This is a genomic window from Nocardia sp. NPDC055165 (assembly GCF_053606985.1).
Genome location: NZ_JBSGSS010000001.1, coordinates 639,159 through 664,528 on the forward strand (window position 1 = coordinate 639,159; position 25,370 = coordinate 664,528).

Below are 25,370 nucleotides of genomic sequence, written 5' to 3' on the forward strand. Positions count from 1 at the left end.
CAAAGGTGTGCAAAAGGTCGTTTGTGCTCACCGGCTTGATGATCGGCGACCACAACGAATGTGATCACGTCGGACTTACAGCGCCTTCAACGTGCGCTGACCGGTGTTGTATCCGCACATGCCGTGCGGCCCGCGCCGTGCGAGCCTGCCGTAGGGCAGGCCACAGGGCGTGGACGTCTTGCCCGCAAGAGGCCGACCAGCAAGGCAGGCCCTCGCCGGTGCTCGAACGCTCCGCACCGGCCGGGCCGCTGACAGACGATCAGGCGCACACGGTGATGCAAAATCATCGGACGTGCGGGCGGTGGCAATGCGCACGGAAGGCCGCGTGGGAAGTGCTCGTCGCGGCGGGTCGTATCGTGCCGCGACCGGCGAAGCCTAGGGCCGTTTCGATGGAGGGCTCGATACCGGAACCAGCGCGAACAGCGGTGTGAAGACTGCCCGACGAAACAGTGCCAGAACGCGAGGACCTGGGGCCTGCGAGGTCAGATCCGTCGGATCAGGACGGTGTGGCCGGTGTCGCGGCGGCGACGATTTCCTGCAGGGCGGCGATATGGCCGGCGAAGGCGTCCCGTCCACGCTCGGTCAGGTGCGCGCGGACTTTGCGGCGGCTGCCGTCCAGCCGGCGTTCGGTGGTGACATAACCGGCCGCCTCGAGGGTCGCGAGCTGCTTGGACAGGGCCGAATCCGACAGCCCCAGGCGATCTTTGAGGAAGGCGAACTCCGCCCAGTCGGCGGCTGCGAGCGTCGCGACCAGCGAGAGCCTGGTGCTGGGATGGATGAGTTCGTCGAAACGGGCCTGCGTCACGCGCGGAACCAATGCCGCAGGACGCGAAGGATTTCCGGACCGCCGAAGCCGATGATCGCGGCAACCAGCACTCCGGCCCAGATTCCAGGGTTACGGTCACCGTCCGCGTTCAGGGCCATCGCCACGCCGATGGTGAGGCCGACGAGCGCGAACAGCATGCCCACAACCACAATCGGGGTGCGGCGTCCGGCCACGGCCGCGCTCACATGCACCTGGTCGGTCCGCCGACGCCCGCCGAGCAACCGCGAGGCGACGAACGAGTGCCCAGCACCGAAGATCAGCGTCGCGGCGATGATCAGCCATGATGGCCCGAGGTCACCGATCACACCGAGCACGACCCACCCGGCGGCCATTGCCCACCAGTACCCGCGTGGCAGCCCGACCTCCTCGGCCACTCGGCGGCGCGCGTGTTCGATCGCCGCCAGCGCGGCTCGTGCCTGGTCCGGAGCGATGTTCTCCATGGTGGTCTCACTTTCCTAGCTGGAAAGTCCAGGATCCACTTTCCCACCAGGAAAGTCAAGAGGCCAGCGCTTCCTCCGATATCGACACTCAGCGCACAGCGGTAGTCGACATCGGTTGCCGCCGAGTCGAAGCAGCGGCCGGGCGGCGTCCTTCTCCGGGTCGAACACGCTGTCCGGCAATGTAATTGCCGAACGGGAGAACGGTGACGACAGGTCTCGTCTGTCACATACGACGCTCGTTGTCATCACCCGTTTCGAATCGAGAACCGGAGAAGCGGCTGGCAGCGGCGGAATAGACTGGCGGCGTGTATGTCCCGTGCTCGGTGTTCCGGCGGAGCCCACTGGAGCGAGCCGATCAACACCTGTCGTGGAACCGAGACGATCAGGCATTCTTCGCTGCCGGCGCGTGCCACATCCTCACCTACGCATTTCTGGAGATCCATACCAGCAAGTTCTGGCCGGTCGGACTGTGGCCAAGCGGCGCTGATAACCCGAGCCACGTGTATGCATCGGACGGCACATGGGCTTTCGATCATTGCGGATGGACACCAGAGCAGGAACTGCTTCGCGCCTCTCGCGCCGCCGAACCCGACGCCGAGTACCAGCCGAATCCGATACCTATGAGCTTCGACGAACTATGCGCAAGGCACTGGCATCACACCCGGGCCGAGTTCGCTCACGACCCATGGCCTCGTGCACATGCCTACATTGCACGAGTCGGCCATCCAGTACCTCGAGCGGTGCAAGCCCACCGCCTTCCCGCTCCGCGCTGAACTCATCGCTCACGGAAAACCCGTCGGCTCCGCCATAGCCGGGCCCGACGGCAACTGACTGATCGATCCGTCGCCGGAGGAGAACGCCTCGGGCTCACGCCCGATTGGTCGATACATGCTGAGCCTCGGTGCTCGTAGTCTGATACCTCAGACCAGAAGTGAGCGTCTCCACTTCGAATCGCGCCGCCCGCAAAGCGATACACAGGTTCGGCGGGCGCTGCGTCCGGCCTCGGGTACGCCCCTAGCCCCGCACCGCCGCAGCCAGCTCTACACAGAGCGCATCCAGTCCGGAGGCAGGGATTTGAGGCGCGTCCGGAGAATCGACGTTGTGCCACGGTACATCTCGTCCAGTACCGACAGGTCGGGTGAAAATGTGCTGGTGAAGGTGAACACCGGCCGCGCTCAGTCCCGCGACGAACGTGAAGACGTGGGCGGGTTCGAGAACCTGGCGCAGGGCGCCGATCGATGAGCGGACAGCGCGAGCGAACGCGACCGTCTCAGCGTCATCCAGCAGATCGAGGCTCGCAACGTGACGACGAGGCTCGACGAACAGATAGCCCGGCCGGACCCACTCGCCATGGGCGGGCCGGTGGGTGACCACCACGAAGTCGTCGATATGGATCACCGGGCTCACCAGTGGCCCGGACCCGTTGTGTTTGTCGCAGATCACGCACCCCCACATGCCGGCGACAATACCGCTGCTCCGGTCGCTGATACGCATGCACGCGTTGGACTCTCGACTCAGCGCAGGCGCTCATCGTGCAGTCGTCCTGACCGTCAAGACACATCGGCCACGAGTCGACTCCGAGTTCTTCGGCGAACTCCCGAAAGACCTCAGCCGTCCGGGCAACTCGAAACGAGCCGGATTCCGCCTCGGCTAGCCGACCACGACATGCATGCCCGGGCCTCGATAGGGCGGAGCCCGGCATCGCCGCCTACCTTCGGCCTATCGCGACCGGCCCGAGCTCGCCAGTGCCGCCCGGCGCACCATGTCACGCTCGATACCGACGACCGTCACGCCAAGCCGCAGCGCGCACAGCCTCGGCCAGCGCCTCGCCCGCCGCGGAGCCCGGATGAGCCTCTGACAGGCCGGGGTGGGTTTGGGTGGTCATCGGCGTTCCTGTCTCGCCGTTAGTCCAGTGCGATGCCGAGTTCGGCGGCGAGGGTTCTGATCATGTGCTGGACGCCGATTTCGTTGCGGCCGATGATCATGTGATCGTGCTGGCCTCGGCGAACTCCTTCGCCGCATTGGGGCAGCATGGCGAAGTCCTCGTCGCGGACCGCGGCATGGACTTGGGCGTAGATGTCGTCGTAGACGGCGCGTTGCTCGTCGGTGGTGGCGGGGATCTTGGCCATCCAGCTGTGGCGGACGGTACAGCGGGTCGGGGCGCCGGCAGGCAGCATGTCGAGGATCTCGACACCGACAGGGCTGTTGGCCAGCACCAGGTTCGGGTAGATCCAGTAGATGACGCCCATGTTCATCAGCGGGTCCCAGGATCCGCTCGGATCGGCCTCGAGCGCGGTGATCCAGTTGAACGGGAATCCCATACGGTGATGGCGGCCGAAGGCGTCGTGGGTGGAGGTGTTGGCCACAGTGTTCTGGCCGATCACGCTCTGGCCGTGCACGAAGGGAAAGTGGTAGCTCTCGGCGAAAGCCTCGAGTGCGCCCTTCCAGCTGACTTCGGACGTGAATTCCCGCTCGTCGTGGTAGCCGTAGGAAGCGTAGTTCAGCTGCGCCAGTTCAGGTCCCATCGCGCCGAGGTGGGCGTCGATGTCGATCGAGCCCTCGGCAGAGAGCACTGCCCAGATGAACCCGTGGCGTTCTTGACTGGGTAGCTCGACCAATCCGTAGCCGGCGCGGTCCATGCCGGTGAAGCCCTCTTTACCGGGCACCCCGGCCAGTTCGCCGGTGTTGCGGTAGGTCCAGGCGTGATAGGGGCAGGTGAAGCGGGTGGCGTTGCCCGAGCCGCATGCCGGTTGCGCGCCGCGGTGGCGGCAGTAGTTCAGGAACACATGCGCGGTGCCATCACGGTCGCGGGTGACCAACAGTGAATCTTCGAGCACGGTGCGCACCACGTAGTCGTTCGGTGCGGGGATGCGCGCCGAGGGCACGATCATCAGCGGTGTGCGGCGCAGGATCTGGGTCTGCTCGACCTCGGCGATTTTCGGGTCGCTGTAGTAGTGCAGCGGCACTCGCAGCGGAGCGGGCGCCATATCGGTGGTGTGGTCGAGCACCAACCCCAAGGCGCGGCGGGTCAGGTCCTCGGTCAGCCCGGCGGCGCCGGGTTCGATCTGAGTGGTCATGAGTTGACCATACATATCTAGCCAACTGTATGGTCAATTTCGACGGAACGGGACGCTCGTCGACCTCGGCGCAGACGATAGGGTCGGCAGAACACGATCACCGGCCCGGAAGGAATCGATGCGCACGCACGGCTGGTCGGGGACCACTCCCGCCGATGACACCGAAGCCATCGCGCGCATCATCGGCGCCGCCCGTGTGGCCATCGAACGCAGCGGCGGGGATTTCACCATGGCCGAGATCGCCCGCGACCTCGGCGTCACCCGTCAAACCGTGTACCGGTATTTCGCCAATGCCGACGCTTTGCTGACCGCCACGGCCCTGACGGAAACGGGTCGATTTCTCGATGTCCTCGCCGAGCATCTGGACCATCTCACCGATCCCGCCGAGGCCGTGGTCGAAGGGATCGCATACACCCTCGAACGCCTCTCCACCGACCGGTATCTCGGCTTGCTGTTGACCCCTGGCCGCGCGGGCGCATTCTCCCCCGGTGTCACCTCCGATACCGCGTTGACCTTCGGCCGCTCCATTCTCGAACGCTTCGCTGTCGATTGGGGCCGCGCGGGGATCGATGCCGCTCGTCTCGATGAACTCGTGGAGCACATGCTGCGGATCGTGCAGTCCTTCGTCATCGACCCCGGTCGGCCGCCGCGGCAAGGTTCGCAACTGCGCGCCTACCTCACAACCTGGGTCGCCCCCGCACTCCGCGCCCTCCGACGCTGAGCCCACAACGAACGGCAAGTTTCCTACGCCCGCTGTATCGGCCGCGCCATGACGTCAGCCGGTCGTCTCGCCACAAGCGCACGACCCGTCGCACCGCCACCCGTGCATAGCGGACGTCGCTCAGGGAGTGGCGACCTCAGTGCCCATTGTTTCCAGGTTGCGGTGGTGTCCCACCACTCGTGCCGGCCGCCGATTAGACCCACTTATCAGTGGTTGGAAATCGGCTACTGGACACAGCGATCGACCACCTCGAAAAATGTGCCGAACGGGCGCGTATCACGTCCGAGTGCCGCACGAACTGACCCGCGCGCACCGGCCACCTTTCACGGGCGGCGAGGTCGGGCAGCTGACACGCGCAGCTTCTACCGTCGCGAGCAATGCGCTCGGCCATCTGGCGCACTCACGCGCGGTTGTCGCCGAATCGTCAGCCGAGATATGGCGCGCTTCGCCCCGCGAGATAATGGGTCAGTCTGAGCCGCTGCGTGTGGTGCATGTCGAGGCTGTCCAGTTCGGAGGGGGCGACGAACCGCAGCTCTGTGGACTCATCGGAGATCGCAAGGTCACCGCCGATGATACGAGCCAGGAAGCACACGTTGAACTGGCGCCGGACCTCACCGTCGCTGTAGACGATCACGTGACGCGGATCGGTGTAAGTACCGACGAGACCGGTGATTTCGATGTCGAGTCCGGTTTCTTCCTTGACCTCTCGGACCGCGCAGCCGGGCAGACTGTCGGTCATCTCCATGCCGCCACCGGGCAACGCCCACAGACCGCTGTCGGTGCGGCGTTGCAGCAGGACGCGGCCGACGTCGTCGCACACCACTGCGGACGCCGCGACCACAAGGCTGTTCGGCTCCGGTGCGGCTGGGTCGTCATAGTATTCGGTACGCGCCATCGGCTCAGTCTTTCACCGGTCGGCCGGTTTGCCAGACCGCGTTGAAACTGTCGGTGTAGGTGTCGAACAGGCCACCGTCGACGGTACGGCGCAGATGCCAGACGGGTGCACCGTATGCGTTCACGCCCCACACGTGGGCATTGACATACATTTCGTCATCGGCGCGGAAGATGCTGTTGTAGAGGGTCGTTGCGTGGGTCCGCAGCTCGATGCCTGGCGTTGCTTCCAACGCCCGGTAATGCATCAAGGCCAGACGACAGCGCGATTCGATGCCGTGCCCGAATCTCTCTTCCATGCCACGTTGTTGGACGTTGACGCTGTCGGCGTCACCTACCGCAATCCGTATCGCGCAACCCGCTTCGGCGCGCTCGGTCAACAGATCGTTGAGCCGCGGATACGCCTCATGGAGGAAGACCGCCGCATAGACCAGGATGTCGATGTGGTCTCGCGCCGGCGCGAGCAGGTTGACGAACATCGACGCCGACACATCTGCTCTCCGGTCGTAGAGGGCAACGAGTTCGGTGCTCACAGCACGCGCCGTGCGAGCCTGCCGCAGGGCAGGCCACAGGGCGTGGACGTCCTCGCCCAAACACTCGGCGGCCTGGATCGCTGTGCGCCGCCGAGGAACTCGACCGAGGTTCACCCAGCGTTCAACCGATTTCGGATCCACACTCGTCGCCTCAGCCAGCCTCGCGTGTGTCCATCCGCGCGCGGCTATCGCGGCGCGCAACCGCTCATTCGACATAGGGACGTTGTACACCCAGTAGGACGTCCCAAAGTGGGAAACATAGGAGGTTTCGTCGTCCCGCCGATCAGCGGACGCTGAATTCAGCCGCGCCGCCGGGTGACCCTCATCCCCGGCGGCGGGGGGACACCAACCCTTGAGAGAGAGGGCCACCATGTGGGGGCAGACAACGGCCGTGCCGAAACAGCCGACGGTGTGGGACATCATCGCCCGCCTGGCGCAAGAGGCCGAACAACAAGGCAGGCCCTCGCCGGTGCTCGATCACTCCGCACCAGCCGGACCGCTGACAGACGATCAAGCCCACACGGTGATGCAAAACCATCGGACGTGTGAACGGTGGCAATGCGCGCGGAAGGCCGCGGCGTGGGAACTGCTCGTCACGGCGGGTCGTATCGTTCCGCGACCGGCGAACGGGTCGATGTGACCGATGATCGCACAGCACAGGAGTTGGCGGCCCTGGACGCGGATGTTGTCGCAGCCTTGGCCTGGCCGAGCTCGTCGACATAATTGGGCCGGTCATCCTCGCAAATGGCATGTGGGCGAACCGGTATCACGGCTGGTGGCGGGTGACCTCAGATCGCGAGGGTAAGGAACCGATAGGCCGATACCTGGCCGCCACCATAGACGAGTGCCGCCAGTGGGCCGCCACGGTTGGCCCGCACCCCGTGGGCAACGGGATGTTCGCGACCTTCCGGAAAGGGTTCTGGTGGCTGACCCGCGACCGCGACGGCGTTGACCCTGTGGGACGCCGTGCGGGGTTCTCGTTGGAGGAGTGCCGCCGCTGGGCGGAAGAGCTCACGCCGGAGTAGCACTTGATTGTCGCATGAGCTGGTCGGAGCAGGACCAGGACGACTACACGATGCAGATCGCACCGCTGGCCGCCGAGCGGGAGACTGAGCAGGCCGAGCTGCGGGCGAATCTGCGCGCCGAGTACTCCGGCGGTGAGTGGACTCAAGACTGAGCTGGCACGCGCCACCGTTTGTTGATTCGAATGGGTTGTTCATTGATCTCCTGTGCGACGACGCAGACCGGCATCTCCATCGTCCGGCCGGTCTGAAAAGGTCGCCATGCACCGTGCTCCCCCAATCCGAGTAACGCACATCGAAGAGGTCCGCGCTGCGGTGTCAACTCCCCTCGATCCAGTGGTCCGTTCTCTCCTCCGGAGGAGGCGATCCCCTGAAGCTCGGCGCGCGGTCAGTCGTTGGATAAAAGCCGCGACAGCCACGTCGACCGACCACATCGACCGCCTCTCCGGCGACCCCGATTGAGCGGCCCCGCGAGACGACTGGACAGTCGTTCAGGTTCAAAACGTGGGGTTTCTGTGGGATTTGGCCAAACCACGTCAAATCTCGGGACACAAGAAACCCCCTCCGACCGAGGTCAGAGGGGGTTTTCACTGTCGGGCTGACAGGATTTGAACCTGCGACCACCTGACCCCCAGTCAGGTGCGCTACCAAGCTGCGCCACAGCCCGTTCTTGCCCCCGTCTCCGGGTGCTCGAAAAGATTACCTCTGTGAACGCCGAAACGTTGTGACGCAAACCCAGGTTCCACGCTGATCACTATTCGTAAGCGTTCGACGGAGCGGGCCGAGTGGGCACCAACGTAATACGCGCATCGGTAGCAATACCGACCTGCCCGAGCGTCAAAGGGTTCATGCAGTTCCGCTGCGGGTAGGTGAAGATCGGGTCCAAAGTCGGATCTGTATGACCGACGACTGACTTGTAGTACGGCCCGAACGGCTGCCCACCGGACACGCTCACGCCGAAACAGTCGACCTCCAGAATATAGGTCCCATCGCCTCCACAATGGGCACTCGCTCCGCCCCACGATCGGTCCAGTGTGCAGCCCTGCGGCTCCGCCATCGCAGGCCCTGACGAGATCATGGCCGTGGCACTCGCTATCAGCACCGACGTACCGAACACGCGCCACTTCATGTTTGACATTCAGGTCTCTCCAACGATGGACGGGACAAGTGAGTAAGTCGGGTCATCATACGATCGCGGCAACGGCCCCACGGCAAACCGACACGGCACCCGCCACGACCGAGCTGACGGAAGCATCGACTGCCGAACCCACAAACCACCAACACGGCCAGCCGTCTCCACTCCCGGGCCGGCAAGCGTCAGATAGTTGGCTGATCAGGCACGAAATCGACGGCGCCCATTCCGAATCGACGCGCGTGCCGTTCGCGGTAACTCGACCACGCGATCTCGCCCAACAGCTGATGCTCATGCTGGCCGCTTGCCGGCCCACCACCTCCAAGGTCCGCGTGCGCTGACGGCACACCGCACCTGCTTGTCACCATAGACAGATGAACGCCCATGGCCTGCGGGCAGTTTGCGGCAACAGCCACGCCCAGGAAACACGGTGCACAGGCGGAGGCGTGACCGCCGCGAGAATGCGCCGAACGGGCGCACGTCACGTCCGAGGGCCACACGAACCGACTCGCGCGCACAAGCCATGAACGCTCTGGCAAGGTCGGGCTCCTGACACGCACAGACTTCTATGGGATCCCTACGAACTCGGCGCGGTTGTGGGCTTCGGCGCAAGACGCCGACACTCTTCCGGATCGACAAAAAGGTGCCCCTACCAGCCGATTAGTACCTTCACCAAGAGGTGAGGTAATCTTTTCGAGCACCCGGAGACGGGGGCAAGAACGGGCTGTGGCGCAGCTTGGTAGCGCACCTGACTGGGGGTCAGGTGGTCGCAGGTTCAAATCCTGTCAGCCCGACAGTGAAAACCCCCTCTGACCTGGGTCGGAGGGGGTTTTCTTGTGTCCCGAGATTTGATGTGGTTTGGCCGAATCGCACAGAAACCCCAGTGACATGACAGACTGACGGCAGGCGGCGTCGAGCTCTTCGGCGCTCGACCGGTATCGGCTGCGGTGAAGATCGACCCGCATCGCCTTGGTCAGCGCGCGTTCCGCGACGAAACACATCAGATTTCCCCTCCCCTGGTTCGCCTCCGTCACTGGCCGTGTTGAGCCCACCGAGCCGTGCCCTGCCGACTGCCAGACACCCCCGAGCCTTCGATCGGCAAGAGAATGGAGTGAAAGTCCATGGTTACCAACATAATTACCACCGGCGCCGAGCGAACGATCATCGAGAACACACTCGATCGCAACCGTGAAGCGCTCATCGCGACCGCATGCGGGTTGTCCGATGCCGACGCTCGGCGACGGCTTGTCGCGTCGCTAACGACACCGATTTCCTTGATCAAACATGCCGCCGCCGCGGAGCGGATCTGGTTCCAGCGGTTCTGGGCGGGGCTCGACGAAGCCGAATGCGACGGGTACTCGAAACGCGACGAGGGCACGTTCGCTGTGGCCGACGACGAGTCGCTGGCCGATGTCATCGCGGAGTTCGAGCGTGCGAGCAGCCGATCACGGGCGATCGCCGCCCGGTTCGACCTGGACGACACCAAGCACAATCCCCGTGAGGGGACTGTCAGCATGCGGTGGACTCTGCTCGCCATGATCGAGGAATTCGCCCGCCACGCAGGGCACGGCGACATCTTGCGCGAGCAGATCGATCAGACCGCGACACTCTGAGAACAGCAAATATCGCTCGCCAGGCTAACTATTGGTTACTTTGCTGAGTGTGCGGACAACTCCAGACGACTCCAGGTTGCTCGATTCACCCGCCGATTCGGTCGCCTCCGCGACGACGGTCGGGCAGTCCTATCGAACCGGCGACTGCTATGTCGTCGGGCGCGAGAAGATCCGGGAGTTCGCCCGTGCGGTTCAGGATGATCATCCCGCTCACCGCTGCGAGCGAGCGGCTGAAGACCACGGTTACGGTGGCCTGGTCGCGCCGTTGACCTTCGTCTCGATCCCCGCGTTTCTGGCCCAGATCGAGATGTTCGATCGCGTGGCCGAAGGTTATGACCTGAGCCAGATCATGCAGACCGACCACGGCCTCATCGTCAACAGGCCGATCCTCGCGGGCGATTCGTTGCGCTTCGAGGTCGGACTCGAATCGCGCCGTAAAGCGTTCGGGGGCGACATGTTCGGATTCAAGTGTGCGGTCACCGACCAGTACGGCAAGGAAGTCGTCACCATCCGCACGTCATTCGTCGGCCGGCGGGAAATGAACCTCGCCGCCGCGCGAATATGCGACCGACTGCTGATGCAGAACTTCCGTCATGGCTCCTCGATTCCGCGACAACACCACACACCCGACCGTGCCGCGCCACCGCGCCCGGCACCGACCGCGGACCCGGGCCGGAATATGGTGCCGTTCAGCACCGTCGCTGTCGGCGACGAGCTCCCGCCCAGGATCGTGGCTGTGACGCTGGGTGACCTGGTCAACTACGCGGGCGTGGCCGGCGACCCGAACCCCATCCACTGGAGCAAGGAGGCGGCAGCGTCGGTGAATCTGGAATCGCCTGTCGCACAGGGCATGCTGATGATCGGGATCGGCGCAGGGTACGTGACCTCATGGGCGGGCGGTCCCGGTGTGGTGACCGAATACGCGGTGCGATTGACCAGCCCGGTCTATGTCTGCGACAGCGGAGCGATCGTCGAATACACCGGCAGAGTGAAGGCGGTCGACGCAGACCGCAAGACCGCGACGATCGCGGTCACCGCCACACAGGACGGCAGGAAGATCTTCGGACGAGCGGTTGCGGTGATCCAGTGCGCGGACCGCTAGGTCAATCGTCGAGGCAAATGGCGAGCAATCTGTCACTGACGCGGAGACGCTCGGCCATCGCGACGAGGATGTCCATGGCCTCACTCGACAAGCCGACAGCACGCAGCAGCAGGGCGCGCGGTTCCTCGAGTTCGAGGGCTCGGATGAGTGTGTGATCGTCGACGCCGTGATGCGGGGTGAGGAAGAAGTAATCGGGCGTGACCTGGAAGTACTCCGCCAGCGCCGAAACAGTTTTCGCCGAGGGATTCTCGCGATTCCCGGACCGTAGCTGGGACAGATACGGTGCGGAAATACTGTGACCGGCAGCCTGGAGCATGCGCGCCACTTGACGGTTTGTGCACTGACGCACGTCCGGACCCGAGGGGTTGTCGAAGAGTTCGTTGAGGCGGGCAGCGAAGTGCGTCACAGCAGTTCCTCGGCATCAAGTTGGTCAGAAGACCATCATGAGACGCGGACTGTGTTCCCGGCAATAGTCCTAGCAAACTTGCGGCGCTCGTCACAAAATCTCTACCACCGGACTGTTCGGCGTAACGACCACCGATTCGTGTCGGTCGACGCGAAAGACCAGGTCATCGACCGTATTGATCGCCAGCAGCCCGCGCCGATGACCTGTTCTATGCAATACTGCATAGCATGCGTCTGACCAGCCCGGAATCCGATGACAACACCGCCGAGACCGCGCAGTGGCGCAAGACGGCCTGCATTCTCTGTGAATGCAACTGTGGCCTCGAGATCCAGACAGATGGCCGCAACCTGGTGAAGATTCGTGGCGACAAACAACATCCGGGGTCAGCGGGCTACACGTGTGAGAAGCCGCTGCGCCTCGACAAGTACCAGGCGGGCGCGCACCGCATCGACACTCCACTGCGGCGCACCGCCGACGGCACGTACGAGCCGATCGACTGGGATACCGCGCTCGACGAGATCGCCGCCAAGCTCGCCGGGGTTCGTGACGCGCACGGGGGCGAGTCGATCTTCTTCTACGGCGGGGGCGGGCAGGGCAATCACCTCGGTGGCGCCTACGGCCGGGCGCTGTATCACGCAGTCGGTGGCCGGTATATGTCGAATGCGTTGGCGCAGGAGAAGACCGGCGAATCCTGGGTCGATTCCCAGCTCTACGGCAATCACACCACCGGCGATTTCGAGCACACCGAGGTCGCGATCTTCGTCGGCAAGAACCCCTGGCAGTCCCACGGCATCGCGCAGGCGCGGCCGGTACTGCGCGAGATCGCGCGGGATCCGAACCGGATGATGATCGTCATCGACCCGCGCGTCAGCGAGACCGCGGCGCTGGCCGACTATCACCTGCAGGTCAAGCCGGGCACCGACGCCTGGTGCGTGTCGGCGATCGCGGCGACGCTGGTGCAGGAGAACCTGCACAACGAGGGGTGGTTGGCCGAACACACGACCGGTGCCGAACCAGTGTTGCGAGCGTTGCGGGCGGTCGACATCAGCGCGAACGCGCACCGCTGCGGTCTCGACGAGACGCTGATCCGCACCGTCGCGCGCCGGATCGCCGCCGCGAAGAGCGTCGCCACCTATGAGGACCTCGGCGTGCAGCAGTCCCCCAACAGCACCCTGGTCGCCTACCTGAACAAGATGCTGTGGATCCTGACCGGCAACTTCGCCAAACCCGGCGGGGTCCATATTCATTCATGGATGTTCCCGCTCGCCGGCCGCTGGCACGCCATCCCGAGGGCGGCCGGGGCGGGTAGGGCACAGCGCGTGCGGCGCGGTGTCGCGACCGTGGCGATGCGCTACGGTGCCACGCCCGCGCGCCGGTTGATCGCCGCTACCGCTGGGCGTGGCGCGATCTCGCGGAATGTGGCCGGGCTGACGGCGAGTACCACGCTCGACGTGTTCTTCGACGCTGTGGCGGTGCCGATCGCCCGCACGATCGCGGACAAGCTGAGCATGGCCGACAGCCCCACGCGCACACCGGTTTCCGGGGCCCGGATTCTCAACGGCCTGATCCCGTGCAACTCCATCGCCGACGAGATCCTCGCCGACCACCCCGACCGGTTGCGGGCTATGTGGATCGATTCGTCGAATCCCGCGCACTCGCTGGCGGATTCGGCGCGATTCGTGGCGGCGATGCGGTCGCTGGAGCTGTCGGTGGTCGTCGATGTGGCGATGACCGAGACCGCTCGCCAGGCCGACTATGTGCTGCCCGCGGCGAGCCAGTTCGAGAAGTACGAGGCGTCGCTGTTCACGCTGCACTTCCCGCACAACAGCTTTCAGGTGCGCGCGCCGTTGATGGCGCCGTTGCCGGGCACCCGTCCCGAACCCGAGATCTACGGTGCGGTGATCGACCGTCTCGGTGTGGTCGAGCCCCGGCTGCTGGCGGAGCTGGCCGCGGCGGCGCGGGTGAGCCGGGAGGCGTTCGCGCTCGCACTGTTCTCCACACTGAAGGCGCGCCCCGAACTGGCCGGGCTGACACCGTATCTGCTGTACCGGACCTTGGGCGCGAGCCTTCCGGAGGGGGAAGCCGCGCTGGCGCTGGCATGGGGATTCGCGCTGCTGTGCGTGATCTCCCAGCCCGACGCCGTGGCCAGGGCGGGGTTCACCGGATCCGGGTTCGGGCAGGCCGAGGAGTTGTTCGAGGCTGTGCGCGCGCACCCGGAAGGGGTGATGTTCTCCGATGACCGCTACGAGGACGCGTGGCGCTACATCCAGCACGCCGACGGCAAGATCCACGCCGCCATCCCGGAACTGCTCGACGAACTTCGCGCGGTCTGCGCGGTCGACCCCGACTACACCAGCGAGGAGTACCCGTTCACCCTGTCCGCCGGTGAGCGGCGCGCGTTCACGGCGAACGTGATCATCCGCAACCCGGATTGGCGCCGCCGCGACCGTGAGGGCGCTCTGCGGATCGCGGTGGCCGATGCCGAGCGGCTCGCGCTGAGCACCGGCGATAGGGTGCGTGTGGTCACCGAATCCGGTTCGGCGACCACGTCGATCGAGATCAGCGAGATGATGCAGGCAGGACACATTTCACTCCCCAACGGCATGGGTGTCGCCTATCCGGGCGCGGACGCAGTCGTCGGTGTCGCGCTCAATACGCTGACCTCGACGTCGCGACGCGACAAGTTCTTCGGCAGCCCCTGGCACAAGAACGTTCCCGCCCGTATCGAGGTGCTGACGGCGCCGGTGAAGGAGGCCTGACGGTGGGAGCTCGTACCAACACTCGGCAGAAGATGCTGGGCAGCGCGATCGAACTGCTGCGCGAACGCGGCGCGGCGGGCGTGACCGTCGACGCGGTACTCGCCCGCAGTAGCGCTCCGCGGGGCTCGGTGTATCACCACTTCCCCGGCGGGCGCGCCCAGATCATGACCGAATCGCTCACTCTCGCAGGCGATACGATCAGCGCTCTCATCGAGGCGGCCGCCGAGCGGGGCGCCGCGGGGGTGCTGGCCGGGATCGCCGAGTTCTGGACGGCGATCCTGCTGACGTCCGATTTCGAGGCGGGCTGTCCGGTGGTGTCGGTGGCGGTAGGCGGGGCACCCGAGGACCGCCACCTGCAACCCGAGGTCGCCGCCATCCTGCAGCGTTGGCACGACACCCTGGCCGTCGCGATCGCCGCGGAAGGCGTCGCACCGGCACGCGCCGAACGCTTGGCCACGATGGCGATCGCGAGCGTCGAAGGCGCGGTGATCCTGTGCCGTGTCCACCGGTCGACTACCGCGCTCGACGAGGTCGTCGAAGAATTGCGCGTCCTGCTCGCCACCGCCGTCGGCACCTAGGTCAGTACGTCGGCCAGGGCCCACCCCGGATCGGTTTCGTGACGGTGACGCGCTGCTCGTTGTCCCGGAAGCGGGGTTCGTAGTGGGTGAAGAACACCTTGGCGACCAGGTCTCGCCGGCTGTGGACGCCGGTCTTGTCGAAAATGCTCTTCAGATGCTGCTGCACGGTGTGGGCGGACACGGTCATGTCGTGGGCGATCTGCGAGGTCGAGGCACCCTGGAGCACCAGCCGGGTGACGTCGCGTTCACGCTCGGTGAGCCCATAGGCCGACATCAGCAGCGGGTAGATGCGGCTGGGGTGGGCCGGTTCGATGATCACCGCGACCCTGGTCTGTGCTGACGAGGTCAGGCGGGCGCCGTGCAACACCACCCAGGTTCCCGACCTGGTCAGCGCTCGGGACACGAGTACCTCGTCGGGTCGGTCGTCCGCCGCGTTGCGGAACGCGCGGGCGGCGAGTGTGATCACCGCACTGGGCAGTTTCTCCCGGTCCCAGTCGCCGTCGGGGAGGTCCGACAGCCAGCGCCGCACCCCGGCACTGGCCGATTCGACCTCCCACGCCGAGTTGAGCACCAGCAGACCTGGCGAGTCCGCGTATTCGGGTTCGCCTGCCTGCCCGATCAGCAGCGCCCGGCGCACGCCGTCGGCCAGGGTCGGCGCTACGGTGGCCACGAACTCCTTCTCGGTGGCGTCGAACATCGCGGCGCCGGGCTCGCGATAGAGCGCGAGCGCTCCCCACACCTCGCCGGATCGGGTGCGCAGTCGCGCGATCAATTCCTGGTCCCCACCCATCGTCATATTGCGTTGCCACCGTTCACTTTTCGACGGGTCGCCGCCGACGGTTTCGTGCAAGGTCGACAGTCCGGTCGCCGACCTGACCACATCGACGATGCCGTGGCGTTCCTCGCCGTATTCCGCGGCCAGCCACTGCGGCGGAAACTCGGCGAGGCCGAGATGGAAATGACTGGTCATCAGCAGCGACGCGGGATCGAGGGTGTACCAGCACGGCGTCCAGTAGTGCGGGACGGCGGTGGCCAGCACCTCCGTCGTCTCCTGCCACAGCGACACCAGATCGTGCGGCTCTCGGCACAACCGCCCGATCTTGTCGGCGGCGCGTTGCCTCGCATCCGTGCTCACAGATCAACGGTAGGCCGCGGCCGGACCAGGGGAAATACCAGATTTGTGGAATGTCGCGGCGACCGGGATATTCCTAGCCTCGGTGTATGACGAATACCGGAACCACACCTGTGCGCCTCAGTCCGCCACCACCGCAATTGATGCGCCTGATCAATCCTGTCGTGCGGCGAATCTTGGCGACGCGATTGCTCGGCAGTCGCATTCGCCGGCAGGGAATGGTCGAATTCACCGGCCGCCGCACCGGCCGCACGCTGCGGATCCCGGTCTGCCTGCACCATGTCGACGACGAGACGCTGATCTTCACCGAGCGACCATGGCGCCACAATCTGGTCGGCGGCGCGCCCGTCACCATCACCCATCGCGGGCAGATCCGCCACGGTCACGCCGTGCTCCTCGATGCCGCGCCTGCCCGAGTCGGCGCCGCGATGCGAGCGGCCATGGACGACGGCGCCAGCCCCTTCGAACTCGGGCTGAAGGTCACGCGCGGCTACGACCCGACCGCCGACGACCTCGCCGTCATCGCGCGCTCGATCATCCGGGTCGATGTCGAGGATTGAGGAAACATCATGCGTATCAATCGAATCCAGCACGACATCACTGTTCTCGCCGATGAACTGGAGGTCCCCGGCATCGGCCATATCCCGGTCAACGCCTACGTTCTGCACGCGGCGGAACCTGTCGTCGTCGACACCGGTCTCAGCCTTCCCGACCGCGGGTTCATGGCGGCACTGAGTTCGATCGTGGATCCAGCCGACGTGGAATGGATCTGGCTCACCCATCCCGATCGCGACCACACCGGATCGCTGTTCGACCTGCTCGATGCCGCCCCGAACGCCCGGCTGATCACGACATTCGCCGGCCTGGGCATCATGTCGTGCGCTCGACCGGTCCCGATGGATCGTGTGTACCTGCTGAACCCGGGGCAGTCCCTCGATGTCGGCGACCGACGCCTCACCGCGTTTCGCCCACCGTTGTTCGACAATCCGAGCACTGTCGGGTTCTACGATGAACGCAGCGAATCATGCTTCACCTCTGACTGTTTCGGCGCTCCGCTGCCCAGCGCCGAACTCGCGACTGCCGACGATGTGGGTTACACGCCGTCGGCCGCGATTCGCGCGGCACAGCATCTCTGGGCGGCGGTGGACAGCCCGTGGGTGCACGTCGTGGACGAGGGCAAATACCTCGCCACCGTGTCAGCGATGCGCGCCTTCGACCCGCGACGGATCCTCAGTACACATCTTCCGCCCGCGGGGGGACGCACGTCGCAGTACTGGGACATGCTTGCCGAGGCGCCGCAGGCCGCGCCGTTCGTCGGTCCCGATCAGGCCGCGCTGGAACAGATGCTGGTGAGCTTCGAACCCTGACTGTCAGGCGGTGCGCAGGATCCTCAGTGCGGCTCGTTCGATGCGGTCGGCGATTTCGGTGTACGACTCGTAGCCCATGCCCGCCCGCACCAGCGCGCCCGCGTAGATGATCTCGAGCCATTCGATGACCTCGTTGTCGGCGTCGGGGCCGAGTGCGCGCGCGAGTCTGCCGCGGATCTCGATGCCGATGCGGGTGCGCAGGTGTTCGACATCCGGGTCCGAGCCCAGCAGCGCGCCGGTGACCGCACCGGACAACTCTTGTTCCTCGGCCACCAGCAGTGCGATGTTGCGCAGCTCGGCCAGCACTCGCACCGTCGGGTCGGGGTCCTCGCTCGCGGGCGAGTGCGAGGCCAGCAGGCGCCGCCAGAAGATCTCGGCGACCAGGTGCTCCTTGGAGGAGAAGTAGGTGTACGCGGTCGCGGTGGCGACGCCCGCCTCCGCGGCGACCAGCCGGATCGTCATGCCGGAGAAGCCATCGCGTGTCAGCACCACCAGCGCGGCCCTGGTCAGCCGTTCGACGGTGTCGGCCTGCTTCCCGGTCAATCGACGCCGGGTCGCTTCGAGGCTGATGGAATCGCTTTCAGACATGCGTCCGGATGTTACTCGCCAGTCCCGCGGCGTCGGTGAACCAGACCATGGCGGCGCGGGGGCCGGGGTTGATTCGTAACCCTGTCCAGAATACAATCTGGACACATGTCTGATGCATCGAACACGCCGTCCATCGCAGGCAAAGTAGTCGTTGTCACCGGCGGTGCGCGCGGCATCGGACGTGCGGTGGCGAGCGAACTGGCCGGGGCCGGGGCGGTGGTCGCCCTCGGCGATATCGATGCGAGCACGGTCGCGAGTACCGGGGCCGAGATAGGCGCGACCATGGCGCGGTACCTCGACGTCACCGAACCCGCGTCGTTCGCGAGCTTCCTCGCCGAGGTCGAAAAGACCTGCGGCCCTGTCGATGTGCTGATCAACAACGCGGGCGTCATGCCGGTCGGCCGGTTCACCGAGGAGTCCGACGAGATCACCCGCCGGATTCTCGGCATCAATGTCTACGGGGTCCTGCTCGGGACCAAGCTCGCGCTGCCCCCGATGCTCACCCGCGGCCGCGGCCACATCGTGAACATGGCCTCGATGGCGGGTGAGAACCCGACGCCGGGAATGGCCACCTACTGCGCGAGCAAGCAGGCGGTGCTCAGCTTCACCGAAACCATGCGCCTGGAACACCGCGGCACCGGCGTGCGGTTCTCCGCGGTGCTGCCGACGTTCACCCGCACCGAGATGATCGCCGGAACTCGCGCTCCGCGTGCGTTGCTCGCCGAACCCACCGACGTCGCCGCCGCGGTCGCCGCCCTGATCGCCCGGCCACGCCGACGTGTCTCGGTCACCCGCACGGCAGGTGTTCTCGCCGCCGTCAACAAGCTGACCCCGCGCCCGTTCGGTGAGTTCATGGCTCGGCGGCTGGGCGTGCACCGCACCTTCATCGATGTCGACCGCGATGCCCGTCGTGCCTACGACGACCGGCTCGCGGCCGACTGAGGGCTCAGGTGCGCGACAGGATCACGACCGGAATCTCGCGGTCGGTCCAGGACTGGTAGGCATCGAAATCGGCGTAGAGACCGGTCAGCAACGGCCACAGGCGCTGACGCTCGCCGGCGTCGGCCACGCGGGCCAGCACCGGATAGTGCTCGCTGCGGATCCGGACATGGGCGTTCGGATCCGCGAGCAGGTTCCGATACCACTGCGGATGATTCGCGAGGCCGCCCTGGGAGCCGACGATGACCAGGTCATCGCCGTCGACGAGATAGAGCAGCGGCGCGGCGAAGATCTTGCCGGACTTGCGACCTCGATGTTCGAGCAGCAGCGTCGGCACCGGGCTGCGGAACCCGGCACCGATGCGCCAGGTACCGCCGACGCGGCCGTTGGTGCGGCGATAGACCCACGCCTGTGCGCGCGACCCGTATCGGATGATCCGGGTCGTCATCGGCGAGTTCAGCCCTTTCGGCTGATTCTTCGGCATAACCATCGTCCGCACGCTACAGCGATCGCGGATCGGCGATAACGGGGTCGATCATTTCTTGCGACGCTCCTGCGCGATCACCTTGCCGACGGTGCCGTCGAGCTTCGTCCCCGCGGGCCAGCCGACATAGTGGCACAGGAACAGGGCGATCTCCCGCAACTGTTCCTCGGACAGCTCCCCGTTGCGCAGAGCGGCGCCGATCTGGATCTCGGCGACATCGACATTGCCCTGCGCGGTGAGTGCCCCGAGCAGCAGCAGCCGTCGCTCGCGCACGGTCAGGGCCGGCCGCGACCAGATGTCGGCGAACAGGTGGTCGGCGGTGACGGCGAAGTGCTCGCCGGGGCCGTCCTCGAATTCCCAGCCGTAGACCTCGGCCATCTTGGCCAGGCCGCGCTTGCGGACGTCGGCGGGGGTTTCTCCGTGGGCGGTCATGAGATCTCCTTGTCGAGCGCGGGTTCGGCGACGCCGAGTCCCTCGGCGAGACGGGCGAGGGCCAGTTGCGCCAGCGGCAGGTCGACCGCGAGCCGGTCGCCGAGGTCGAGCGCGAGCGAGAGGTCCTTCTCGCCGAGATCGCGCACATGGCCCAGGATGGGGAACCAGAAGTCGTCGGGGTCGATCGGCGCGGTGGTGTCGCGCAGCATGATCGCACCCGGCCCACCGGTCACCGCGTCGGAGTGGCGGACCACCTTGCCGAGTGCGGTGAGACTGAGCCCGGCGGCCTCGGCCAGGCGCTGCGCCTCGGTGGCCGCGGTGAACGAGATGAAGTGAAGGAGATTGCGCGCCAGCTTCATTCGTGTTCCCGCGCCGACCGGACCGGCGTGCACGACGAGGTCGGCGAAGCACCCGAACGGCGGCCGGATCCGGTCCACCGCGGCGGCGCTACCGCCGACCATCACGGCCAGGCTCCCCCGGGTCGCGCCGGGTGCGCCACCGCTGACGGGCGCGTCGACGAATTCGACCTCGTGCTCGGCGCACCGGGCGGCCAGCTCCTGCGCCGTCCGGTCGCTGATGGTGGAGTGCACGGCAACCACCGTGCCCGGTGCCGCGGTACGCAGAATTCCCGATGGGCCGGTGAGCACCTCGGTCACCTGCGCATCGTCGATGACCGTCACGCAGATGATCCGCGCGTGCGTCGCGACCTGCGCCGGCTCGGCGACCGCACGCGCACCCGCGTCGACGAACGGCTCGATGACCTCCGGCCTGACATCGCAGACCGTGAGCCCGCCCGGCCAGTCCAGCAGCCGCCGCGCGATCGGCGCGCCCATATTGCCCAGTCCGATGAATCCGACCGGGGCGCTGACGGATTCGGTCGTCATCGGATGATCTGCCCGCCGTCGACGTTGAGGATCTGGCCGGTCACCCAGCTCGCCTCGTCCGACAGCAGATACAGGCAGGCACCGACCAGGTCCTGCGGGGTGCCCATCCGCTTGATCGGGATGCGCTTGACCATGTCCTTGACCATGTTTCCCGGCGTCACGGTCTGGGTGGCCTCGGTATCGATCGGACCGGGCGCGATGGCGTTCACCCTGATCCGCGAACCACCCAGCTCGGTGGCGAGTTGCTGGGTGAGGCCGTTGATACCGACCTTGGCCAACCCGTAGAACCCCGAGTACAGCCATGCGGCGGTGGATGATTGGTTGACGATCGAGCCGCCACCCGCCGCGATCATCGGCTGCCAGACCGCGCGCGTCACATTGAGCGCGCCGTCGAAGTTCACGCCCATGAACTTCTTGTAGTAGTCCCACGGCACGGTGAGCAGCAGATCGAGCTTCATCTCGCCGTAGATGGCCGCGTTGTTGACCAGGTGGTTGATCGCGCCGAACTCGGCGACGGTGAACTCCGCCAGTGCGACAGCGGATTCGGGATCGGCGACATCGACGCGACGGAAGGCCGCGACCCCGCCGTCGGCGACGATCTGCTTGGCCACCTCCTCGCCGCGCTCGGCATTGAGGTCGGCGACAACGACATTGGCGCCTTCGGCGGCCAGTGCGCTCGCGTAGACCGCGCCGATGCCCTGCGCGGCGCCGGTGACGATCGCGGTGCGACCGGTGAAACGTGCCATGGTGTTCAGCTCCTGAGTGTGAATGGGGTCGGTGAGGTCAGGCGGGGGTGGCGATCAGCTTGGTTTCGAGGTATTCCTCGAAACCGGCGACGCCCATCTCCCGGCCGATGCCGGACTGCTTGTAACCGCCGAACGGCGCGTCCGCGTGGTACCAGAGGCCGCCGTTGACGCTCAGAGTCCCGGTGCGCACCCCCGAGACGACCCGGTCGAGCCGGTCGGGGTCGGTGCCCCACACCGAACCCGACAGGCCGTAGGGCGATTCGTTGGCCAGCCGGATCGCGTCGTCGTCGCCGTCGTGTGGAATCACGACGAGCACGGGCCCGAAGATCTCCTCCTGCGCGACGGTCGCGGTGTTGTCGAGTCCGCTGATCAGCGTCGGTTCGATGAAGTACCCGCGTTCCTTGTCCGCGGGCCTGCCGCCGCCGACCTCGATCCGTCCGCCTTCGGTGCGGGCGATCTCGAGATAGCGCTCCACCCGGGCTCGCTGACGCTCGGAAATCACGGGCCCGCAGACGGTTCCCGGGTTGGTCGGGTCACCGGCAGCCAGGCCGCGGAGCGCACCCGCCGCGGCGGTGACCGCGGCGTCGTAGGACTCGCGCGGCACCAGCAGCCGCGTGGTGAGGGCGCACCCCTGGCCCGCGTGGACGGCGACGGTGAACGCGGTGTAGCTCGCGGCGGCAGCGATGTCGGCGTCGTCGAGCACGATCGCAGCGGATTTGCCGCCCAGTTCGAGGAAGGTGCGCTTGAGCGTCGCCGACGCGCCCACCATCACCGAGCGACCGGTCTGGGTCGAGCCGGTGAAGGTGATCATGTCGACCCGCGGATCGAGGACCAGCTGTGCGCCGAGGCCGTGATCGGAGGAGGTGACGATATTGATCACCCCGGCCGGGATGTCGGTGTGCTCGGCGATGAGCGGGCCCAGCACCGCCGCGCACCAGGGTGTGTCCGGAGCGGGCTTGAGCACCACGGTGTTGCCCGCGGCCAGCGCGGGCCCGATCTTGGCCAGGTTGATCTGGTGCGGGAAGTTCCACGGCGTGATGGCGCCGACGACACCGACGGCCTCGCGCCGGATCACCCGGCGACTGGCGATACCCATCAGGTCCCTGGTGCCGAGATCGGTTTCCCACGTGTAGTTCTCGGCCAGGTCGGCGGCGTAGGACAGGTCCGCGATCGGCCCTTCCAGCTGCGGCCCGCTGGTGAGCATGACCGGTGTGCCGACCTCGGCGATCGTGATCGCCCGCAGTTCCTCGAGGTGCTCGCCCAGTACGTCGCGCAGCTGGCGCAGGCAGTGCGCGCGGAACTTCGGGTCGCGTGACCACTGCGTCTCGTCGAAGGCGGTGCGCGCCGCGGCGATGGCCGCCTCCATGTCGGCGCCGGAGGCGTCGGCGGCGTAGCCGAGCACCTCCTCGGTGGCGGGATTGATGGTCGCGAAGACACCGGAGCCACCCGGGATCAACTTGCCGCCGATCAACAGTGGTGTGCCTTCGGCGGGGACGAGGCCGTTCATAGCGAGGCTCCGATACGTGTCTGGACAGGTGTACGGAATATAGTTCGGTTTATCGATCAGACGCAAGGCCATGGCTCGTTCATTGGTCCGTACACCAGGCTGTAGTACCATCCAGACACATGTCCGAAATCGCGCCTACCGGCATCGAAGCAACTCGACGACGCTTGACCGAAAAGCAGGCCGATACGGTGGACCGCCTGACCGTCGCCGCCGTCGATGTGCTGTCGCGCGAGGGCTATTCGGGGACGACGATCCGGCTCGTCGCCGCGTCGGCGGGCGTCGGCACCGCCACCGCCTACACGTATTTCTCCTCCAAGGAACACTTGATCTCCGAGGTGTTCTGGCGGCGATTGGTCGCCATGCCACCGCTGGAGACCGGCGAGGCCGACCAGACCGCGCGCGTGGTCGCCGTTCTTCGCCAGGTCTCGATGCTGGTGGCCGATGAACCCGCACTGGCCGGGGCGGTCAGCAGCGCCATGCTCGGCGATGATCCCGACGTGCGGCACCTCCGCGTGCGCATCGGGCGCGAGATCCGCCACCGGCTCGGCGACGCCCTCGGCACCAAGGATCCAGAGAGCCTGGCCGCGCTCGAATTGCTGTACTCCGGGGCGCTTCTCCAGGGCGGGATGGGCCTGCTGTCCTACGCGCAAGTCGCCGATCTGCTCGAGATCTGCGCGCGACGATTGCTGGCCACGCCCGCCACCGACAGCTGACACACCGTCCGCCGGATTCGGTGCGAACCTTGTCGCGCATCCGGAAACCGTAGTACTGTCCAGACACATGTCCATTTAGTGTCTGGACAGTATTCCGGGAAGGACTTTCCAATGACGCTGGTCAAACCGCAGCGCGTGTCCGGAGGCGAGGACGAACACGGGCACCTGGCCGAGTTCCGTACCGATCCGATCGCCCTGATGCGACGCGTTCGCGCCGAGTGCGGCGATGTCGGATCCTTCGAGCTCGCCGGACGTGATGTCGTCCTGTTGTCCGGCGCCGAGGCCAACGAATTCTTCTTCCGGGCCGGCGACGACGATCTCGACCAGGGCGCGGCCTACCCCTTCATGAAGCCGATCTTCGGTGAGGGCGTGGTGTTCGACGCACCCCCCGAGCGCCGCAAGGAGATGCTGCACAACCAGGCGCTGCGCGCGGATCACATGCGCGGGCACGCGGGCACCATCGCCCGTGAAGTGGATCAGATGGTCGCGCAGTGGGACGACGAGGGCGAGATCGATCTGCTCGAGTTCTTCGCCGAGCTGACCATCTACACCTCTTCGGCGTGTCTGATCGGGGTGAAGTTCCGCAATCAGCTCGACGGACGTTTCGCGCATCTCTATCACGAGCTCGAGCAGGGCACCGACGCCCTGGCCTACGTGGACCCGTACGCGCCGATCGAGAGTTTCGTCCGGCGTGACGCGGCGCGCGCGGCGCTGGTCGAGCTGGTGCAGGCGATCATGGATCAACGCGAGGCGAATCCGCCCACCAGCAAAGACGATCGCGACATGCTCGATGTCCTCATCTCGGTGAAGGACGAGAACGGGGCGCTGCGGTTCTCGGCCAGCGAGATCACCGGCATCTTCATCTCGATGATGTTCGCCGGCCACCACACCACCTCGGGCACCGCGGCCTGGACGATCATCGAACTGCTGCGCCACCCCGAGACACTGGCCGGGGTGGTCACCGAACTCGACGAGCTCTACGCCGACGGCGCCGACGTGAGTCACCATGCGCTGCGCCAGATTCCGAATCTGGAAGCCGCGCTCAAGGAGACACTGCGACTGCATCCGCCGCTGATCATCCTCATGCGCCTGGCGCGCGGTGAGTTCGAGGTGTGCGGGCACCGCATAGAGCCCGGCGACATGGTGGCCGCCACCCCCGCGGTCTCCAACCGGATTCCGGAGGACTTCCCCGACCCGGACGCCTTCGATCCCGCACGCTATCTCGACCCACGCCAGGACGACATCCTCAACCGCTGGACCTGGATTCCGTTCGGCGCGGGCAGGCACCGCTGTGTCGGCGCGCCGTTCGCGCTCATGCAGCTCAAGGCGATCTTCTCGATTCTGCTGCGGGACTGGGAGTTCGAGCTCGCACAGCCGTCGGACACCTACCGCAACGACCATTCGAAGATGGTGGTGCAGTTGCAGCAGCCCTGCCGCGTCCGCTACCGCCGCAGGCAGCGCTGAGCGCGAGCGGAGGT

25 protein-coding genes and 2 tRNA genes are annotated in these 25,370 nt (G+C 66.1%); 12 read left to right on the plus strand and 15 right to left on the minus strand.

Annotated elements, in window-relative coordinates:
• Positions 1-496: 496 nt before the first annotated feature.
• From ACWFRF_RS03150 to ACWFRF_RS03165, 4 genes are all read right to left on the minus strand, one after another.
• A complete protein-coding gene (locus tag ACWFRF_RS03150; protein WP_452448714.1) occupies positions 497-805 on the minus strand; it encodes a transcriptional regulator in 309 nt (102 codons plus the stop codon).
• On the minus strand, positions 802-1,266 hold the full coding sequence (locus tag ACWFRF_RS03155; RefSeq protein ID WP_452448715.1) for a hypothetical protein: 465 nt from the start codon (positions 1,264-1,266) through the stop codon (positions 802-804). Before ACWFRF_RS03155 ends, ACWFRF_RS03150 begins: the two co-directional genes overlap by 4 nt.
• Positions 1,267-2,280: 1,014 nt before the next feature.
• On the minus strand, positions 2,281-2,760 hold the full coding sequence (locus ACWFRF_RS03160) for an HIT family protein (RefSeq protein WP_452448716.1): 480 nt from the start codon (positions 2,758-2,760) through the stop codon (positions 2,281-2,283).
• 410 nt (positions 2,761-3,170) lie between these two features.
• Positions 3,171-4,343, minus strand: a complete 1,173-nt coding sequence (locus ACWFRF_RS03165; RefSeq protein WP_378992761.1) for an aromatic ring-hydroxylating oxygenase subunit alpha — start codon at positions 4,341-4,343, stop codon at positions 3,171-3,173.
• A gap of 118 nt (positions 4,344-4,461) precedes the next feature.
• On the opposite strand from ACWFRF_RS03165, the gene ACWFRF_RS03170 reads away from it, so the two are divergent.
• Positions 4,462-5,064, plus strand: a complete 603-nt coding sequence (locus tag ACWFRF_RS03170) for a TetR/AcrR family transcriptional regulator (RefSeq protein ID WP_452448717.1) — start codon at positions 4,462-4,464, stop codon at positions 5,062-5,064.
• Between the two features lie 424 nt (positions 5,065-5,488).
• On the opposite strand, the gene ACWFRF_RS03175 is transcribed toward ACWFRF_RS03170, so the two are convergent.
• Both ACWFRF_RS03175 and ACWFRF_RS03180 read right to left on the minus strand, forming a co-directional pair.
• Positions 5,489-5,959 carry an NUDIX hydrolase gene (locus ACWFRF_RS03175; protein ID WP_379316710.1) on the minus strand — a complete coding sequence of 157 codons (471 nt, stop codon included), beginning with the start codon at positions 5,957-5,959 and terminating at the stop codon, positions 5,489-5,491.
• A gap of 4 nt (positions 5,960-5,963) precedes the next feature.
• Positions 5,964-6,629 (minus strand): XRE family transcriptional regulator, encoded by a 666-nt coding sequence (locus ACWFRF_RS03180; RefSeq protein ID WP_452448718.1) that lies wholly within the window; start codon positions 6,627-6,629, stop codon positions 5,964-5,966.
• 898 nt (positions 6,630-7,527) lie between these two features.
• Here ACWFRF_RS03180 and ACWFRF_RS03185 point away from each other — a divergent pair.
• The gene (locus ACWFRF_RS03185; protein ID WP_449971194.1) at positions 7,528-7,665 is read left to right on the plus strand and encodes a hypothetical protein; all 138 of its coding nucleotides are present in this window, start codon (positions 7,528-7,530) and stop codon (positions 7,663-7,665) included.
• Positions 7,666-8,103: 438 nt separating this feature from the next.
• Here ACWFRF_RS03185 and ACWFRF_RS03190 read toward each other — a convergent pair.
• Positions 8,104-8,177: transfer RNA gene (locus ACWFRF_RS03190), tRNA-Pro, on the minus strand.
• A 1,185-nt stretch (positions 8,178-9,362) separates the two neighbouring features.
• Between ACWFRF_RS03190 and ACWFRF_RS03195 the strand changes: the two genes are divergently transcribed.
• The 3 genes from ACWFRF_RS03195 to ACWFRF_RS03205 all read left to right on the plus strand — a co-directional run bounded on the left by ACWFRF_RS03195 (position 9,363) and on the right by ACWFRF_RS03205 (position 11,357).
• Positions 9,363-9,436: transfer RNA gene (locus ACWFRF_RS03195), tRNA-Pro, on the plus strand.
• Positions 9,437-9,763: 327 nt separating this feature from the next.
• A complete protein-coding gene (locus ACWFRF_RS03200; protein ID WP_452448719.1) occupies positions 9,764-10,255 on the plus strand; it encodes a DinB family protein in 492 nt (163 codons plus the stop codon).
• Between the two features lie 49 nt (positions 10,256-10,304).
• The gene (locus ACWFRF_RS03205; RefSeq protein ID WP_452448720.1) at positions 10,305-11,357 is read left to right on the plus strand and encodes a fused (3R)-hydroxyacyl-ACP dehydratase subunits HadA/HadB; all 1,053 of its coding nucleotides are present in this window, start codon (positions 10,305-10,307) and stop codon (positions 11,355-11,357) included.
• A 1-nt stretch (position 11,358) separates the two neighbouring features.
• Here ACWFRF_RS03205 and ACWFRF_RS03210 read toward each other — a convergent pair whose 3' ends face one another.
• Entirely contained in the window at positions 11,359-11,763 is a 405-nt protein-coding gene (locus tag ACWFRF_RS03210; RefSeq protein WP_378992752.1) for a helix-turn-helix domain-containing protein, read from the minus strand.
• A gap of 227 nt (positions 11,764-11,990) precedes the next feature.
• Here ACWFRF_RS03210 and ACWFRF_RS03215 point away from each other — a divergent pair, with 227 nt between their 5' ends.
• Complete coding sequence (locus ACWFRF_RS03215; protein WP_452448721.1) at positions 11,991-14,522, plus strand: molybdopterin-dependent oxidoreductase; 2,532 nt, start codon at positions 11,991-11,993, stop codon at positions 14,520-14,522.
• Positions 14,523-14,524: 2 nt separating this feature from the next.
• Positions 14,525-15,100: a TetR/AcrR family transcriptional regulator gene (locus tag ACWFRF_RS03220; protein WP_387446591.1), complete on the plus strand. Its 576-nt coding sequence runs from the start codon at positions 14,525-14,527 to the stop codon at positions 15,098-15,100.
• Position 15,101: 1 nt separating this feature from the next.
• Here the strand turns inward: ACWFRF_RS03220 and ACWFRF_RS03225 are convergent, their stop codons facing one another.
• Positions 15,102-16,235, minus strand: a complete 1,134-nt coding sequence (locus ACWFRF_RS03225) for a LuxR C-terminal-related transcriptional regulator (protein ID WP_452448722.1) — start codon at positions 16,233-16,235, stop codon at positions 15,102-15,104.
• 86 nt (positions 16,236-16,321) lie between these two features.
• On the opposite strand from ACWFRF_RS03225, the gene ACWFRF_RS03230 reads away from it, so the two are divergent.
• Together ACWFRF_RS03230 and ACWFRF_RS03235 are read left to right on the plus strand one after the other, a co-directional pair.
• The gene (locus tag ACWFRF_RS03230) at positions 16,322-16,792 is read left to right on the plus strand and encodes a grhN (RefSeq protein ID WP_452448723.1); all 471 of its coding nucleotides are present in this window, start codon (positions 16,322-16,324) and stop codon (positions 16,790-16,792) included.
• 9 nt (positions 16,793-16,801) lie between these two features.
• Complete coding sequence (locus tag ACWFRF_RS03235) at positions 16,802-17,599, plus strand: MBL fold metallo-hydrolase (RefSeq protein WP_452448724.1); 798 nt, start codon at positions 16,802-16,804, stop codon at positions 17,597-17,599.
• A 3-nt stretch (positions 17,600-17,602) separates the two neighbouring features.
• Here ACWFRF_RS03235 and ACWFRF_RS03240 read toward each other — a convergent pair whose 3' ends face one another.
• Positions 17,603-18,187, minus strand: a complete 585-nt coding sequence (locus ACWFRF_RS03240) for a TetR/AcrR family transcriptional regulator (RefSeq protein WP_452448725.1) — start codon at positions 18,185-18,187, stop codon at positions 17,603-17,605.
• A 105-nt stretch (positions 18,188-18,292) separates the two neighbouring features.
• On the opposite strand from ACWFRF_RS03240, the gene ACWFRF_RS03245 reads away from it, so the two are divergent.
• Positions 18,293-19,129 (plus strand): SDR family oxidoreductase, encoded by an 837-nt coding sequence (locus ACWFRF_RS03245; protein WP_452448726.1) that lies wholly within the window; start codon positions 18,293-18,295, stop codon positions 19,127-19,129.
• Positions 19,130-19,133: 4 nt separating this feature from the next.
• On the opposite strand, the gene ACWFRF_RS03250 is transcribed toward ACWFRF_RS03245, so the two are convergent.
• From ACWFRF_RS03250 to ACWFRF_RS03270, 5 genes are read right to left on the minus strand one after another with little or no spacing between them, the layout of a single operon-like run.
• On the minus strand, positions 19,134-19,610 hold the full coding sequence (locus ACWFRF_RS03250; RefSeq protein ID WP_387447009.1) for a nitroreductase family deazaflavin-dependent oxidoreductase: 477 nt from the start codon (positions 19,608-19,610) through the stop codon (positions 19,134-19,136).
• A 51-nt stretch (positions 19,611-19,661) separates the two neighbouring features.
• Entirely contained in the window at positions 19,662-20,042 is a 381-nt protein-coding gene (locus ACWFRF_RS03255) for a carboxymuconolactone decarboxylase family protein (protein WP_378992738.1), read from the minus strand.
• On the minus strand, positions 20,039-20,926 hold the full coding sequence (locus ACWFRF_RS03260) for an NAD(P)-dependent oxidoreductase (protein WP_387446586.1): 888 nt from the start codon (positions 20,924-20,926) through the stop codon (positions 20,039-20,041). Before ACWFRF_RS03260 ends, ACWFRF_RS03255 begins: the two co-directional genes overlap by 4 nt.
• The gene (locus ACWFRF_RS03265) at positions 20,923-21,672 is read right to left on the minus strand and encodes an SDR family oxidoreductase (RefSeq protein ID WP_378630328.1); all 750 of its coding nucleotides are present in this window, start codon (positions 21,670-21,672) and stop codon (positions 20,923-20,925) included. Before ACWFRF_RS03265 ends, ACWFRF_RS03260 begins: the two co-directional genes overlap by 4 nt.
• A 37-nt stretch (positions 21,673-21,709) precedes the next feature.
• On the minus strand, positions 21,710-23,179 hold the full coding sequence (locus ACWFRF_RS03270; protein ID WP_378992733.1) for an aldehyde dehydrogenase: 1,470 nt from the start codon (positions 23,177-23,179) through the stop codon (positions 21,710-21,712).
• A 119-nt stretch (positions 23,180-23,298) separates the two neighbouring features.
• Between ACWFRF_RS03270 and ACWFRF_RS03275 the strand changes: the two genes are divergently transcribed.
• A complete protein-coding gene (locus ACWFRF_RS03275; protein ID WP_452448727.1) occupies positions 23,299-23,892 on the plus strand; it encodes a TetR/AcrR family transcriptional regulator in 594 nt (197 codons plus the stop codon).
• 111 nt (positions 23,893-24,003) lie between these two features.
• Positions 24,004-25,356, plus strand: coding sequence for a cytochrome P450 (locus tag ACWFRF_RS03280; protein WP_378630323.1), 1,353 nt, complete (start codon positions 24,004-24,006; stop codon positions 25,354-25,356).
• Positions 25,357-25,370 lie beyond the last annotated feature (14 nt).